Origin of the sequence: Pseudomonas sp. gcc21 (assembly GCF_012844345.1) — a bacterium.
GTDB lineage: Bacteria > Pseudomonadota > Gammaproteobacteria > Pseudomonadales > Pseudomonadaceae > Halopseudomonas.
In genome coordinates, this window is the sequence record NZ_CP051625.1 from 770680 (window position 1) to 784919 (window position 14240).

14 protein-coding genes are annotated in these 14240 nt (G+C 59.5%); 9 read left to right on the top strand and 5 right to left on the bottom strand.

What is annotated here, in order from left to right:
* Nucleotides 1-38 precede the first annotated feature (38 nt).
* Nucleotides 39-2468, bottom strand: coding sequence for a penicillin acylase family protein (locus HG264_RS03685; protein WP_169406385.1), 2430 nt, complete (start codon nucleotides 2466-2468; stop codon nucleotides 39-41).
* Nucleotides 2469-2560: 92 nt separating this feature from the next.
* On the opposite strand from HG264_RS03685, the gene HG264_RS03690 reads away from it, so the two are divergent.
* From HG264_RS03690 to mnmH, 3 genes are all read left to right on the top strand, one after another.
* On the top strand, nucleotides 2561-3568 hold the full coding sequence (locus HG264_RS03690) for a patatin-like phospholipase family protein (RefSeq protein ID WP_169406386.1): 1008 nt from the start codon (nucleotides 2561-2563) through the stop codon (nucleotides 3566-3568).
* 165 nt (nucleotides 3569-3733) lie between these two features.
* On the top strand, nucleotides 3734-4771 hold the full coding sequence (gene selD, locus HG264_RS03695) for a selenide, water dikinase SelD (protein WP_169406387.1): 1038 nt from the start codon (nucleotides 3734-3736) through the stop codon (nucleotides 4769-4771).
* Nucleotides 4771-5880: a tRNA 2-selenouridine(34) synthase MnmH gene (mnmH, locus tag HG264_RS03700; protein WP_169406388.1), complete on the top strand. Its 1110-nt coding sequence runs from the start codon at nucleotides 4771-4773 to the stop codon at nucleotides 5878-5880. The genes selD and mnmH overlap by 1 nt, the downstream gene beginning before the upstream one ends.
* A gap of 53 nt (nucleotides 5881-5933) precedes the next feature.
* Here the strand turns inward: mnmH and HG264_RS03705 are convergent, their stop codons facing one another.
* Nucleotides 5934-6506 (bottom strand): Smr/MutS family protein, encoded by a 573-nt coding sequence (locus tag HG264_RS03705; protein ID WP_169406389.1) that lies wholly within the window; start codon nucleotides 6504-6506, stop codon nucleotides 5934-5936.
* A gap of 130 nt (nucleotides 6507-6636) precedes the next feature.
* Here HG264_RS03705 and prmB point away from each other — a divergent pair, with 130 nt between their 5' ends.
* Nucleotides 6637-7548 carry a 50S ribosomal protein L3 N(5)-glutamine methyltransferase gene (gene prmB / locus HG264_RS03710; protein ID WP_169406390.1) on the top strand — a complete coding sequence of 304 codons (912 nt, stop codon included), beginning with the start codon at nucleotides 6637-6639 and terminating at the stop codon, nucleotides 7546-7548.
* A 4-nt stretch (nucleotides 7549-7552) separates the two neighbouring features.
* Here prmB and HG264_RS03715 read toward each other — a convergent pair whose 3' ends face one another.
* Together HG264_RS03715 and HG264_RS03720 are read right to left on the bottom strand one after the other, a co-directional pair.
* Nucleotides 7553-8323, bottom strand: coding sequence for a hypothetical protein (locus tag HG264_RS03715; RefSeq protein WP_169406391.1), 771 nt, complete (start codon nucleotides 8321-8323; stop codon nucleotides 7553-7555).
* 59 nt (nucleotides 8324-8382) lie between these two features.
* Nucleotides 8383-9150: a sulfite exporter TauE/SafE family protein gene (locus HG264_RS03720; RefSeq protein WP_169406392.1), complete on the bottom strand. Its 768-nt coding sequence runs from the start codon at nucleotides 9148-9150 to the stop codon at nucleotides 8383-8385.
* 179 nt (nucleotides 9151-9329) lie between these two features.
* Between HG264_RS03720 and aroC the strand changes: the two genes are divergently transcribed.
* From aroC to HG264_RS03745, 5 genes are all read left to right on the top strand, one after another.
* Nucleotides 9330-10421, top strand: a complete 1092-nt coding sequence (gene aroC, locus HG264_RS03725) for a chorismate synthase (protein WP_169406393.1) — start codon at nucleotides 9330-9332, stop codon at nucleotides 10419-10421.
* Nucleotides 10422-10503: 82 nt separating this feature from the next.
* Entirely contained in the window at nucleotides 10504-11652 is a 1149-nt protein-coding gene (locus HG264_RS03730) for an MFS transporter (RefSeq protein WP_169406394.1), read from the top strand.
* Between the two features lie 50 nt (nucleotides 11653-11702).
* Nucleotides 11703-12230, top strand: a complete 528-nt coding sequence (locus HG264_RS03735; protein ID WP_169406395.1) for a hypothetical protein — start codon at nucleotides 11703-11705, stop codon at nucleotides 12228-12230.
* A 111-nt stretch (nucleotides 12231-12341) separates the two neighbouring features.
* A complete protein-coding gene (locus HG264_RS03740) occupies nucleotides 12342-12533 on the top strand; it encodes a PLDc N-terminal domain-containing protein (RefSeq protein WP_169406396.1) in 192 nt (63 codons plus the stop codon).
* The gene (locus HG264_RS03745) at nucleotides 12534-13295 is read left to right on the top strand and encodes an SDR family oxidoreductase (protein ID WP_169406397.1); all 762 of its coding nucleotides are present in this window, start codon (nucleotides 12534-12536) and stop codon (nucleotides 13293-13295) included.
* A 75-nt stretch (nucleotides 13296-13370) separates the two neighbouring features.
* Here the strand turns inward: HG264_RS03745 and HG264_RS03750 are convergent, their stop codons facing one another.
* The gene (locus HG264_RS03750) at nucleotides 13371-14144 is read right to left on the bottom strand and encodes a ferredoxin--NADP reductase (protein WP_169406398.1); all 774 of its coding nucleotides are present in this window, start codon (nucleotides 14142-14144) and stop codon (nucleotides 13371-13373) included.
* Between the last annotated feature and the right edge of the window lie 96 nt (nucleotides 14145-14240).

Genomic DNA, 14240 nt, shown 5'->3' on the forward strand with positions numbered 1-14240 from the left:
AGCCGATCCGGCTGGATCCGATGTGCAGCAGGCCCGCCTCAGCGTTTCCGGGAAGGCTTGACTTTCAAGCGATCAGGCAGGCCCTGGATCGACACCCAGTCGAACAATTGCGTGCGGTAGCGGCCCTCGTTGAACAGCGCCGCCTGATCATCGTAATGCGGGTCGAAGGGATTGCCCGACTGGCCGAGCGGCAGGATGCCGAGCGTCCCGTCAAGGTTGCCCAGATCGACCAGCCGGCGCGCGGAAGGCCCGGCACTGACCTGGTATACATCCTGATCCAGTGCGAAGGTCATGCTGTTGATACTCTCCTTGCTTCCGTCGACGGGTACCGGATCACTGCTCAGAAGCGCGCCGAAGGGTAATTTCTCCGCCAGCGGATGGGCATGCTCGAGCCGTATGACACGCTCCCATTTCCAGTCATCAACGTCTGTGCCCAGTTGCTCCGTAAGCGCTTCGATTGTATTGATCCAGGCGTGTTCGACGGCTGCCTGGCGACCATCGAGCACCGGCTGCTCACGGTTGTCCCACCACGGCGATGCAGGTTTCCAATACAGACTGAGCAGGCTTTTCTCAGCCATGTTGGTGTTCTTGAAAAATTCGTACTGGTCGCCAAGCTCATCGGCGAAAAGCGCTCGCATCAGCTGGTCATGCCAGCGCTGGTAAAGGGTGGCGCCCACGCTGTTGCGTTCGAATCCGCCATTCCACTCCGCGAGCAATTCCCTGGCGCGTGCTGCCGAGGTGCGCAGCTCTTCCCGGAACAGTTCTTCGCTGAGCAATGGCAGGGCATCGGTAATCATCGCCGCCGACTGGGAGCGGCGGGTGTCCAGCTGAATATGACGGAAAAACGTCTGATCCATGGGTTGATCGGTGGCCAGCAGCTCGGCCAGCCGTTGGGAGCGCTCGGACGGGGCGTAGTAACCAGGCACCAGGCGCCGCGGATTGTCCTGATCATAGGGGTGGTTGGCGCTGTATACATGCCCGACGGAGGGGTTCACCGTGCGCGGGTTGAGGGCGAATGGCTGGTAGCCAAGGAATTTGTCCCGATCACTGCCGCCACTGAGCAGGGCGAAGCTGTTGTTGCTTTTCGGCCAGCGTTTCATACGGCCAATCGCCCAGGAGGCAATGTTGTCTTCCACGTCGGCGTACACAACGTTGAGTCCGGGAGACCAGTGCTTTGCTGCTGCGGCCTCGAACTCGGCCATGTTGCTGGCCCTTGAAAACCCATAAAAGGCCTCGGTCGAGTCGCTTTCGGGATTGAGAAAGGTCCAGAACAGGCTGACCGGGCGACGATCCGCTTCGACCTCTTCCGAGGCGTCCAGACGGTCATTGATGATAGGCCCGTTCCTGGAGCTGCGCATCCGGATCAGGCGGTCTTCCTGGCCGCGGACCTTGATCACTTCCTCGTGCACGGTCAGCTTTTGCCAGCGATTGTCGGTCCATACATGGTCTGGTTTGTCCGGATGAACGCGCTCACGGTAGAAGTCCACTTCATCATTCATCAGCATGGTTAGGCCCCAGGCGTGATGCCGCGTCTGGCCCAGCAGCGCGAACGGCAACCCGGCAAGGAAATGCCCGTAGACTTCATGTTCAGGGGTGCGGATATGCGCTTCATACCAGGTGGCAGGAACCGAGAACCCGATATGTGGGTCGTTCGCCAGCATAGGGGCACCGCTTGCGCTACGGCTCGCCTTGATTGCCCAGGCGTTGCTGCCCAGGAACTGGCCGACCGGCAGGTGCTTTTCGACGTGGGCAACCCGCTGAAGCAACGGCCCGAGCAACGAGGCGCTCTGCGCTGGCGGAGATGTGGGCGGCCTGGTGTCTGGCCACCCAGGGACCAGGTCCTGCATATGCCGTTCGCCCAGCGTGCCGCGAACATGATCGACCAGGGCGTCGGTCTTGAAAGCTTCAGCAAACGAGTACGCCATGTAACCCATGACATGAGCGATATCAGCCGTAGTGAAATAGTCCGGCTTGCTAAGCAACAAGCGATACTCAACCGGCACATTACCCTGGTCGATGTACTGGTTTATGCCGCTCTGGTACGCATTTATCAGCTGGACGTGCGGCGCGTCGGCATTCTCTTCCATGCGCCTGGCATAGTCGCGGGCGAACCGGCTGATACCCAGTGAGCGAAAGAAGCGGTCGGTTGCCAGCGACTCCTGGCCGAAGAGTTCGGAGAGGCGCCCGGCGCCGATCCGGCGCAGCAGATCCATCTGGAACAGGCGGTCCTGGGCGTGCAGGTAGCCAAGAGTACGATAGGCATCCTGGTCAGTTTGTGCGTCAATGTGTGGCACTCCCCAGGTGTCGTAATACACCCGCGCCGGTTGCTCCATGCCCTGCAGTCTTAGCGTGCCGCTGCGCTGTGCTTCCGCGCTGTGAAATATCCAGGCTCCCAACACGGCCAGCGTTATTGCAAGAATGAGTACTACGGCGGCCAGTTTCAGCAGAAAGGTACGGCGTTTGTTCACGGGTTGCCTTGATATGGTGAAAATTATCCCGGCATCATGCTGAGAGTGAAACCCGTCGTCAATCGAGTTTAATGAGAAGAGGAAAAGGCAGCATGGGACGCAGCGTTGCATTGGTTCTGGGCAGTGGCGGGGCCCGTGGTTACGCCCATATAGGCGTGATCGAAGAGTTGGAACGTCGCGGGTATTCCATCGAATGCATCGCCGGTTGCTCCATGGGCGCGGTCGTAGGTGGTGTGTATGCCGCAGGGGGGCTGTCGGCCTATCGGGAGTGGGTTTCCGGTCTGGCCTATATCGACGTGCTGAGGCTGCTGGATGTAGGGTTTGGCAATCTCGGTGCGATCCGTGGGGAAAAGATTTTCGGCCGCGTCAGGGAAATCGTCGGCGATGTGCGAATCGAGGATCTGAAGATACCCTTCACCGCGGTGGCGACTGACCTGACCAACCAGCAGGAAGTCTGGTTCCAGCAGGGCTGCCTGCACCAGGCCATGCGCGCATCGGCAGCGATACCTAGCTTGTTCTCGCCAGTTCGTCAGGGTAGTCGGGTGCTGGTTGACGGCGGACTGCTCAATCCGCTACCGATTGTTCCGGTGGTGTCCTCCCATTGCGATCTGATTGTGGCGGTCAACCTTAACGGCATGCATACCTACGGTTACAGTCTGCCGGTGATCGAGCGGTCGGCGCCGATACGTCAGCAATGGGATCACTGGGTGGGCAGCATCAATATGCGCAACTGGATAAGCCGTCGTGCAAGCTCGGCGGATGATGTGGTTGCGCTGGATCAGCCTGGCGAGGATGAGGTGCCGGCAGAGAAGGCAGCAATCCGCCAACAGGACGAAACGGCCCCGGTACGCGTGGAGCAGAATGTCGGTCCGGCAAGCATGCTGGAACTGGTCAACCTGTCATTCGAAACGATGCAGGCTTCGCTGACGCAGTACAAGATTGCCGGATATCCGCCCGATGTGCTGATGGAAGTGCCGAAACGCCTGAGCCGCTTCTTTGATTTTCACCGCGCCCCGGAGCTGATCGAGCTCGGCCGGTTGGTCGCCAGCGACACCCTGGATCGTTTCGAGGGGATCAAGCCCGACGTCCAGGCTTCGTAACGGCTTCGACGAAGGTAATAAGACGCCATCCATCGCATAGGCCGGTTCCTGGGGTCTGATGCTCGTTCATAGCGAGCCGCGTTGCTGTGTCGCGGCTGCGATGAAACGGCAATAGACTTTAAAGGCCTGATAGAATGCCGCTCTTGACTTGGCAGGAGAGACGGCATGAAAAACTCAGTTCGCTTGACCGAATACAGCCATGGCGCCGGTTGTGGATGCAAGATTTCTCCACAGGTGCTGGACGAGATCCTCTCGGTCGGACAGCCCGGCCCGGCGTTTCCACAGTTGTGGGTGGGTAATTCCAGCCGGGATGATGCAGCGGTTTTCGGGATAGATGACGAGCGCGGCATTGTCAGTACCACCGATTTCTTCATGCCCATCGTCGATGATCCCTACGATTTCGGCCGTATCGCCGCGACCAATGCCATTAGCGATATCTATGCCATGGGCGGCACGCCTCTGATGGCGATCGCCATTCTTGGCTGGCCGGTGAATCTGTTGCCCGCCGCCGTAGCGGGTGACGTCATGGCTGGTGCCCGTGCAGTCTGCACAGAAGCGGGCATGCCGTTGGCGGGAGGACACTCGATTGACGCGCCGGAGCCCATATTCGGTCTGGCAGTGACTGGCCAGGTCACCCGTAGCCAGCTCAAGCGTAATGATACTGCCCGTGCAGGCGCGAGGTTGTATCTGACCAAGCCCCTCGGTATAGGCATCCTGACTACCGCAGAAAAGCAGAAAAAGTTGCGCGACGAGGACGCCGGTGTGGCGCGCGATCTGATGTGCCGTCTCAACCGTATCGGTGCGCAGTTCGCAACGCTTGAAGGCGTACAGGCGATGACGGATGTCACCGGCTTTGGCCTGCTTGGCCATCTGGTGGAGATGGCCGAAGGGTCGGGCGTCAAGGCGCGCGTCGAATATACGCGGGTGCCGCGTCTGGCCAGCGTCGATCACTATCTCTCGGCCGGTTGCGTTCCAGGCGGCACTGGGCGCAACTTTGCCAGTTACGGACACAAGGTCGCGGATATGCCGCAGGCCTGGCGCAATTTACTGTGCGATCCGCAGACCAGCGGTGGCTTGCTGGTTGCGGTCGATCCGGCGGCTGAGGCAGCGTTCCTCGCGCTTGCCGAGGCAGAAGGCCTGCCGCTTGAGCCGATTGGTGAGTGCGTGGCCGCGGATGCCGGCCCCTGCGTCGAGGTCGTTTGATGCGCGCGGACACGCAGGATTTTTCGCGTCTTTTTCTGAACGACGTACCCTTGCTGGATGTACGGGCGCCGGTCGAGTTTGCCAAGGGCGCCTTTCCAGGAGTGGTCAACTTGCCGCTCATGCTGGATAACGAACGCGAGCAGGTGGGTATCTGTTACAAGCAGAAGGGCCAGCAGGCGGCTATCGATCTGGGTCACAAGCTGGTCAATAGCGAGGTCAAGGCGCAGCGCGTCGAAGCCTGGAAAGCCTTTGCCCAAGCGCACCCCGAAGGCTATATCTATTGTTTCCGTGGCGGTTTGCGCTCGCAGATCGTCCAGCAGTGGCTGGCTGAGGCGGGGGTGGATTACCCGCGTGTTGCCGGTGGCTACAAGGCGTTACGGCGTTTTCTGATCGATACTCTGGACGAGGCGATTCGCGAGTGCGATCTGAAGCTGGTAGCCGGCTTGACCGGCACCGGAAAAACCGAAGTGATCGCCGCGCTGGAGTCCAGTCTGGATCTGGAAGGTCATGCCCATCACCGGGGCTCGAGCTTTGGCCGACGCTCGACGCCTCAACCAGGACAGATTGATTTCGAGAATCGTCTGGCCATTGAAGTGCTCCAAGTCCGGGCGAAGGGGCACCAAACGCTGGTGCTGGAGGACGAGGGCCGCATGGTTGGCAGCTGTACGGTGCCGATCGAGCTGTTCCGCGCCATGCAGGAGGCGCCGCTGATCTGGCTTGAGGAAAGCTTCGAGAACCGTGTCGAGCGAATCCTTCAGGACTATGTGACGGATATGCACGCTGAATACGCACTGTTACATCCCGAGCAGCCCGAGGCCGCCTTCGCCGCGTTTTCCGAGTTCCTGCTGGGCAGCCTGCTACGTATTCGCAAGCGGTTGGGCGGCGAGCGCTTCCAGTCTCTCGAAGCAATGATGCGCCACGCGCTGGAGATTCAGCAGCGTAGTGGGGAGGTGCACGCCCACCGTGACTGGATCGCCGGGCTGCTGACGCACTATTACGATCCGATGTATGCCTACCAGCGGGCCGGGAAGGAGCAGCGGGTGGTGTTCAGTGGCGACAAGCGAGCCGTTATCGAATACCTGACGGAGCGGTCGACCAGCGAAGCCTGAGCCGCCCGGGTCTGTTGCCGTTCCTGGTGAACGGCGTCAACAGGTCTGGCCAGTTATTCGTCCCGTCCTTCGAGCATGGTTCGCTTTAGCAAAACGTAAACCGACCCGGTGCCGCCATGGCGCGGAATGCATGAGGTAAAACCCAACACCTTGGGGTGTTGACGCAGCCAGGTATTTACGTGGCTTTTGAGGATAGGTTTGCGGCCGTCCTTGCGCATGGCTTTACCGTGGGTCACGCGTACGCAGCGGATCTCCAGCCGGTTAGCCTCGGCAATGAACTCCCAGAGAATCTCGCGCGCCTTCTCCACGGTCATGCCATGCAGGTCGATGGTGCCGTCGAAGGGTATCTGGCCGGTCTTCAGTTTACGCAGCTGGCTTTCCTGTACACCGTTTGACGCCCAGGCCAGCTCTTCTTCCGGCTGCACATCCATGACGAACTGATCCGACAGCCCGTCGACCTTGATACGGTTATCCGGCCGGACGGCGCCCTGACGCAGCGTCTTTAGCCTGGCGTGATCAGTGCGAGGCTTGCCGGTATCGGCCTGATCGACCTTGATCGGTTTTACGCCCCGGATCGCCTGCCTGAACAGGTCCAGATCGTCGGTTTCGTTGGAATCGTGGGTCATGATGGTCAACACATAATTGGCAGACGCATAGTGTACCAGCCCCTATGGCTTATGCCTCGGGCGAGAAAACCCGCGCCACGGTTTTGACCTGCCTGCTAGAATGACGGCTTCGATTCAAGGACGCTTTGCCATGACTGAACTCGCCGCGCTAACCACCATCAAGGATCTCGTTCGCTGGGGCGTGAGTCGTTTTCATGAGGCCGGCCTGTGGTTCGGGCATGGCACGGATAACGCGTGGGACGAATCGCGCCTGCTGGTGTTGAGTGGCTTGTCGCTGCCCTGGGAGACGCCGCAGGACTACATGGATTGTCGGGTCACCGAAAGCGAGCGTGCAGCGGTGATCGCGTTGCTGCAGCAACGAATAGACCAACGTATTCCCGCAGCCTACCTGACCGGGCACGCACGCTTTGCCGGCCTTGATTTCATCGTCGATGAAAGAGTGCTGGTGCCACGCTCGCCGATCGCAGAGTTGATAGCCAATCGCTTCGAACCCTGGCTGGAACGCGACCCAGTCCGGATTCTGGATCTGTGTACCGGTAGCGGCTGCATTGGTATTGCCTGCGCCTACGCGTTTCCCCAGGCCGAGGTGGTACTCGCAGACCTGTCCACCGACGCCCTGGCTGTGGCGGAGGACAACATCGAAGCGCATCAGGTTCAGGATCGGGTTGAGGCGCGCTGGTCGGACGGTCTCGACGGCATGCCGGGCGAGCGCTTCGATCTGATCGTGAGCAATCCTCCCTACGTGGATGCACAGGATATGGATGGATTGCCGGATGAGTATCAGCATGAGCCGGAGATAGGTCTGGCATGCGGGGAGGACGGTCTGGATCTGGTGCGGCGTATTCTTGCAGAAGCCGCTGATCATCTTACCGAGGATGGCGTTCTGGTTATCGAAGTGGGCAACAGCATGGTTCACGTGATGGCCGAGTGGCCTGAAGTCGACTTCGAGTGGGTACCCTTCAAACACGGCGGGCATGGTGTATTCGTGCTGAGCGCGGCGCAATGCCGCGACCATCAGGAGCTGTTTCAGGCCTCGCTGTAGCTACTTAGCGAAGCACTACCCATAACAGCAATATGGCCTGGAATATCGAGAATACGATCAGGCAGCCGATTGCGAAGCGGTGTCCGATATCGTTGCGTTTATAGCTTTCCAGTGACGCCTGCAGCGTATTGAGCTGACGTTGCTGTTGCAGCTGGGCCGCTTCCTGCTCGCGCAGTTGGTGCAGCAGTTCTCCCGGCTCGATGGGTTGCACGCGCTCGGTGTTCCAGCTGCCGATCAGATGCTGCAGATGGCTGGTCTGGGCGCGGCCCTGGGCTGGGGCGTCCGGATTGAAGCTGATATCGAATCCGGCGCGCTTAAGCAGCTTCCTGCGTACTTCCTGTAGTTCCTCATTTAGGCCCTGATCATCAAGAATCATCGGCGTGACCACATATTCCGGAACATTGCGCTGACACCAGTCGATCAGCCGAGCGAGCAGATACCCGGCTATACCGCGCCGCGCCGGAGCAATGCGCACGCCGCTGGGTCCAAAGCGCACCCGTTGGCGGCTGTGGTCGACCAATACTTCAAGCCGGTTGCCATCTTCCTGCCACTGTTCGCCATCCAGCCGGATCTGCAGGCGATACAGCTCCAGGTTGCCGATGCGTTCGCGGGTGGTGGCCACCTGGGCAAGTGTTTCCGGTTGAATGGTTTTGCGTAGCACCGACACCGGTCTGAGCAAGATCCAGTGAAAGTCGGTGGGTCGGGCGCGGGCAAACGGATCCCGTGGCGACTGGGATTCTGTTGCGTTGAGGGTGGGTTGGTCCGCGCTGCTCATGAGTGATGTCCGGTAGGGTTCACAGGCTTATCGGCGGCGCGGGCCAAAACTTGAAATCATTACCAGCTGCTCAGCGCATCCCAGATCAATCGGATCGCGAGCACCGTCAGCAGCAGATTGAAATACAAGCCGAAGCGTTGATCGCTGAGGTTTTTCAATAGCGTCAGCCCAAGCCAGGTGCCGATTGCGCCAGCCCCGATCATCACCAGTATCAGCCCCAGCCATTCAACGAATACGAACCCGGCGGCGCCGTAAACCAATGCCTTCGGTGCATGCTGCAATGTCATCGCGGCGGCAAAGGTTGCCACGGTGGCGAAGCGGTCACCCTGTTGCTGCTGTTTGACAAAGGCAGCCACTAGCGGACCGGTAGCGCCGACAAACAGGCTGACGAAGGTGGTCAGTGTGGCGGCGATCAGGGTCCCAGCCGGTCCGGTGGCGATCCTGGGGATTTGCGGGCCCCAGCAGAGCAGCAGAATGAAACCCGCGATACACACTTGAACCAGTGCCAGCGGCAGATTCACCAGAAACCGGCTGCCGAGCCAGGCTCCCAGAAGCACCCCGGGGAGAAACCAGGCGATAACTGTGAGCTTGATGTGGCGGGCAGTCATCAGGGCGCGGTTGAAATTCGAGCCCAGTTGCACCATCCCGTGAACCGGAATGATCGCCGCGGGGGGCATGACCAACGCCATGATTGCAAGCAGCGCAACGCCGCCGCCGATCCCCAGTGACGCGGTGATCGCCGAAGTGACTCCGGCGGCGATGACCAGCAGGGTGGCAAGTCCCGGATTAAGACCAGCCGGCAGGATGAATCCCAGAACCGCTTCCATCGGAACGCTCGTCGCTGCGAAAACCAAAGCTTAGGGTGTGTTCGGCTGTTGTCGCAACCCGGGATCGGGGTTCGCAACTCGCGAGCAGGGCGGGACCGGTGCCGGGTCAACAGGCTGTCACCCTCCGACACGGAACGCTATACTGCTGGCCCTTCAATCATCGACTTCGGGTTGCGCGCATGTCCGGAAATACCATTGGCACATTGTTCACTGTCACCACCGCCGGCGAGAGCCATGGCGCCGCCTTGATGGCTATTGTGGACGGGTGCCCTCCGGGCATGGAGCTGAGCACGGCTGATCTGCAGCATGAGCTGGACCGTCGCAAACCGGGCACCAGCCGCCACACAACCCAGCGCCAGGAGGCGGATGAGGTCGAGATCGTTTCCGGCGTATTCGAAGGGCGTACAACGGGATGCCCGATCGGGCTGCTGATTCGCAACACCGACCAGAAGTCCAAGGACTACTCGGCAATCAAGGACCTGTTCCGACCTGCCCATGCCGACTATACCTACCATCACAAGTACGGCATCCGCGATTACCGCGGAGGCGGGCGCTCATCTGCACGGGAGACAGCCATGCGCGTGGCTGCCGGTGCTATTGCCAAGAAATATCTGGCATCCCAGGGCATCACCGTTCGCGGCTACATGAGTCAGCTGGGTCCGATCGAGATTCCCTTCGAGACCTGGGAATCGGTTGATCAGAACGCCTTTTTCTGCCCGAATCCAGGCAAGGTGGCTGAGCTGGAAACCTATATGGATCAGCTGCGCAGGGATCAGGATTCTGTCGGAGCCAGGATAACCGTGGTTGCCGAAGGCGTTCCGCCAGGTCTCGGCGAGCCGGTCTTTGATCGCCTGGATGCCGAGCTGGCCTATGCGCTGATGAATATCAATGCGGTGAAGGGCGTAGAAATGGGTGCCGGTTTCGCCTCGGTCGCTCAGCGCGGCACTGAACATCGCGATGAAATGACCCCCGCCGGGTTCAAGAGCAACCATGCGGGCGGCGTGCTGGGAGGCATTTCATCGGGCCAGCCGATTGTCGCAAGCCTGGCGCTAAAGCCTACATCCAGTATCACGACTCCTGGCCAATCCATTGATATTGCTGGTAATCCTGTTGAGGTTGTTACCAAGGGGCGACACGACCCCTGCGTCGGAATTCGTGCCACACCGATTGCCGAGGCGATGGTTGCCATTGTGCTGCTCGACCATCTGTTGCGCCATCGGGGGCAGAATGCAGATGTGCAGGTGGCCACGCCCGTGCTCGGTCAGTTGTAATCGTTCGGTTGACTGCTGCGTCCCGTCTGGCTGACGTTCAAGCCAGCACAGGCGGGGCTGATCAGACATTCCTGCCAGGAGCATGACCTTGCCGTACTGGCGACTATCGGGCTTTTACTTCGCCTATTTCGCGTTGCTCGGCGGCATAGCGCCGTTTCTCTCGCTGTATTTCCATCACCTGGGTTTCTCGGCCGCACGCATCGGTGAGCTGGTCGCCATTCCCATGCTGATGCGTTGCGTGGCGCCCAGCCTGTGGGGCTGGTTGGGCGATGCAAGCGGGCGGCGCCTGCTGATTGTTCGCTGTGGTGCGCTGGCTACCGCGTTGTGCTTCACCGGCATCTTCCTGCGCCAGGATTATCTGTGGCTGGCGTTGATCATGGCGTTGCACAGTTTCTTCTGGCATGCAGTGTTGCCTCAATTCGAAGCCATTACGCTGGCGCATCTGGGCGACCAGTCAGCTCGCTACAGTCAGGTAAGGCTGTGGGGGTCGGTGGGCTTTATCGCCACCGTGGTGGGCCTGGGTTGGCTGCTGCAGGCGTACGATCTGAATGTGTACCCGGTGGTCATGCTCGCTATCATGTCGGCCATTTTTCTATGTAGTCTGCTGGTTCCGGCGCCACCGTCGCGCCTGGCGAAGGAGGGCGGCCAGCTGGCGGCGGGATTTTTCAGACAGTTGCGTCGCCCGGGTGTGCCGGCATTCTTTGTATGTGTGGCACTCATGCAGCTGTCCCACGGGCCTTATTACACCTTTCTCACGTTGCATCTGGAAGCGCTCGGTTACACGCGCAGCGTGATTGGCGTGATGTGGGCGTTTGGCGTGATCGCCGAAATTCTGCTGTTCGCCCTGATGACCCGAATACTGGCTTTTTGCAGCTTGAAGCAGATGCTGGTGGTGAGCTTTGCGCTGGCGGCGCTGCGTTGGTTATTGTTGGGCGGGTTGGCTGATCACCTGGTCGTACTGTTGTTTGCGCAGTTGCTCCACGCTGCAACATTCGGCAGCTTTCATGTCGCCGCGATCCATTTCGTCCAGCAGAGTTTCAGCGAGAGGATGCAGGGACAGGGACAGGCTTTGTACGCGACGCTGGCCGGGGTAGGTGGCGCACTCGGTGCGCTATATTCAGGCTACAGCTGGACCAGCATCGGGCCGTTCTGGACCTTTGCAATAGCCAGTTTTGCTGCCTTGTTGGCAGCGCTGATGCTGCAGTGGCGTCTACCCGGTCGAGCCCAATGACAGCTGAATATGACCAAGACCATCAATCGAACAATCAGAGGCGGAGAGCCATGACTTTCCTGGCGGTGTATCACCACGAAAATCTGTTGAACCCGATAAAGCTGCTGACGCACCGCGAGGATATCGCCGCCACGCTGGAAGCGGTTTCCATCAGATACGACAGTATTGATATCGCCGCTGCATTCAATGGCGACGAGGATGATGCGCGGATTCTCGATAATCTTGAAAGCCGGTTCGATGACTACCCGCACAGAAAAATCATCCGGTTGCCGGCCATACCCCGTTACGCAACGCCTCCCTCAGACGCTGGCGAACCCGAACAAAGCTGCACTGAGGCAGGCTTGCGCCTGTTTGTTAAAGGACGCGGTGTATTCTGCCTGCACCAGGCGAACCACCTGTATGCACTGGGGTGTGAGGCGGGAGACCTGGTCTCGGTTCCGGCGGGGGTGATCCACTGGTTCCGACAGGGCGCTGGACCCGAGTGCCTGGTGGTTCGCCTCGGACATAACGCGGAAGGGGTGCGGTGCGTCATCCGGGATGAGCGTCTGGCCAAGGGCATCGAGTTGCCGGAAATCTGAGCCCGGTGATGCCATCGTTGTGTTCGGTTGCTGCTGCGTTATCCATTGCGCAAGCGAAGCTCTGATGTTGGTCTAGACTGGAGAAGGACTTCTCAAAACAAGGGCTTAGCGATGGAAAATTTAGGCGGCAGTCTAATTGGTTTGGTCATACTCGTTCTGAGTATCTGGGCCATCATCAAAATCGTGCAGAGTGGTGCAAGCACGCTCGCCAAGGTGCTTTGGGTGTTGTTCATTCTGATCGTGCCGGTGATCGGCCTGATCGTCTGGTTCTTTGCCGGCCCACGCGGTGGGACGACTCCATAAATGATTCCGTTGGATGGTAGGGTGGCGCTGGTTACCGGCGCTGCTCGGGGTATTGGTTATGGCGTGGCTACCCGTTTGTTACGGGACGGGTGGTCGGTGGTACTGGCTGATATAGATGAGGCAGGGGGGCAGGAGGCCGCCGAGGAGCTGGCGCGACTCGGCACAGTCGAGTTCGTCACCCTCGATGTGGCAGACGAAGCCAGCGTGATTGCCTGCATGGAGCGCGTCGAAGAGGACTTCGGGCAGCTCGACGGCCTGGTCAATAACGCCGGCATCGCCGATCCGGATAATGGTCCGCTTGAGCAGTTGAGTCTGGAAAGCTGGAATCGCTTGATCGGCACCAATCTGACCGGCGCCTTCCTGCTGTCCAAGCATGCGGTCGGATTGTTACGCCGGCGTGGCGGTGCCATCGTCAACATGGCTTCAACCCGCGCGGTCCAGTCTGAGGCGCAGACCGAAGCCTACGCGGCGAGCAAGGGTGGGCTGGTAGCGCTGACGCATGCCATGGCGGTAAGCCTGGGGCCTGAGATCAGGGTGAATGCGGTCAGTCCCGGGTGGATCGATACGCGACCGCCGGTTCAGCAAGCCAGCGATCCGCTAAGGGTCGTTGATCATGAGCAGCACGCCGCAGGCAGGGTAGGGCAACCCGCTGATGTTGCAGCGCTGGTAGCATTCCTTCTCGGGCCGGATGCCGGGTTCATTACCGGGCAGAACTATCTGATTGATGGTGGGATGACCCGGCAGATGTTCTACGTCGAGTAATGCCTGATCCTGCCTGTAACGCGGAGATAATACCGGCCTCGTTTGAGGCCGGCACTTCAGGTGTTGGCGTTCAGCCTATTTTTCTACAAACGCCCGTTCGATCACATAGTGGCCTTGATCGCCGTGCCGCGCTTCCTTGAAGCCCTGCGCATCAAGGATTTCGCAGGTATCCTTGAGCATGTTCGGGCTGCCGCACAGCATGAAGCGATCGTTCTCCGTATCAATCGGGGGCAGGCCGATGTCATCGAACAACTTCCCGCTATTCATCAGGTCGGTAAGTCGACCCTGATTGCGGAATGGCTCGCGGGTGACGGTCGGATAATAGATCAGCTTGTCCCGCACCATGTCGCCGAAATATTCATGGTTTGGCAGATCCTGTCCGATAAGGTCCTGATACGCCAGTTCACGCACGTACCGGCAACCGTGCACCAGAATTACCTTGTCGTATTGCTCATAGGTTTCCGGATCTTGGACGATGCTGATGAAAGGGGCCAAGCCGGTACCCGTGCTGAGCAGGTACAGATTCCGGCCCGGAATCAGATGGTCGAGGACCAGGGTGCCGGTCGGTTTGCGGCTCAGCATGATCTGATCGCCTTCCTTGATATTCTGCAGGCGCGACGTCAGCGGGCCATCCGGTACCTTGATGCTGAAGAACTCCAAGGTATCTTCGTAGTTCGGGCTGGCGATACTGTAAGCGCGCATCAAGGGGCGACCCTCTACTTCCAATCCGATCATGATGAAATGACCATTCTTGAAGCGGAACCCCGGATCACGGGTGGTCTTGAAACTGAACAGATTATCCGTCCAATGATGCACGCTGAGAACGCGTTCGGTGTTGAATCCAGCCATCTTGAAATGCTCCTTAGCCCGTCTGATGGCGTGAATATTACGCTCTGGTACTATATCGGTTAAGCGACTTGTATCTATTTGGCTAAACGGAAAAAC

Excerpts from the sequence above, each read along its gene's own strand:
- HG264_RS03705 (WP_169406389.1), bottom strand. The coding sequence starts at position 6,506 with ATGACCCACGATTCCAACGAAACCGACGATCTGGACCTGTTCAGGCAG.
- HG264_RS03750 (WP_169406398.1), bottom strand. The coding sequence starts at position 14,144 with ATGGCTGGATTCAACACCGAACGCGTTCTCAGCGTGCATCATTGGACG.
- HG264_RS03735 (WP_169406395.1), top strand. The coding sequence starts at position 11,703 with ATGACTTTCCTGGCGGTGTATCACCACGAAAATCTGTTGAACCCGATA.
- aroC (WP_169406393.1), top strand. The coding sequence starts at position 9,330 with ATGTCCGGAAATACCATTGGCACATTGTTCACTGTCACCACCGCCGGC.
- selD (WP_169406387.1), top strand. The coding sequence starts at position 3,734 with ATGAAAAACTCAGTTCGCTTGACCGAATACAGCCATGGCGCCGGTTGT.
- HG264_RS03730 (WP_169406394.1), top strand. The coding sequence starts at position 10,504 with ATGACCTTGCCGTACTGGCGACTATCGGGCTTTTACTTCGCCTATTTC.
- HG264_RS03740 (WP_169406396.1), top strand. The coding sequence starts at position 12,342 with ATGGAAAATTTAGGCGGCAGTCTAATTGGTTTGGTCATACTCGTTCTG.
- HG264_RS03690 (WP_169406386.1), top strand. The coding sequence starts at position 2,561 with ATGGGACGCAGCGTTGCATTGGTTCTGGGCAGTGGCGGGGCCCGTGGT.
- HG264_RS03720 (WP_169406392.1), bottom strand. The coding sequence starts at position 9,150 with ATGGAAGCGGTTCTGGGATTCATCCTGCCGGCTGGTCTTAATCCGGGA.
- mnmH (WP_169406388.1), top strand. The coding sequence starts at position 4,771 with ATGCGCGCGGACACGCAGGATTTTTCGCGTCTTTTTCTGAACGACGTA.
- HG264_RS03715 (WP_169406391.1), bottom strand. The coding sequence starts at position 8,323 with ATGAGCAGCGCGGACCAACCCACCCTCAACGCAACAGAATCCCAGTCG.
- HG264_RS03745 (WP_169406397.1), top strand. The coding sequence starts at position 12,534 with ATGATTCCGTTGGATGGTAGGGTGGCGCTGGTTACCGGCGCTGCTCGG.
- prmB (WP_169406390.1), top strand. The coding sequence starts at position 6,637 with ATGACTGAACTCGCCGCGCTAACCACCATCAAGGATCTCGTTCGCTGG.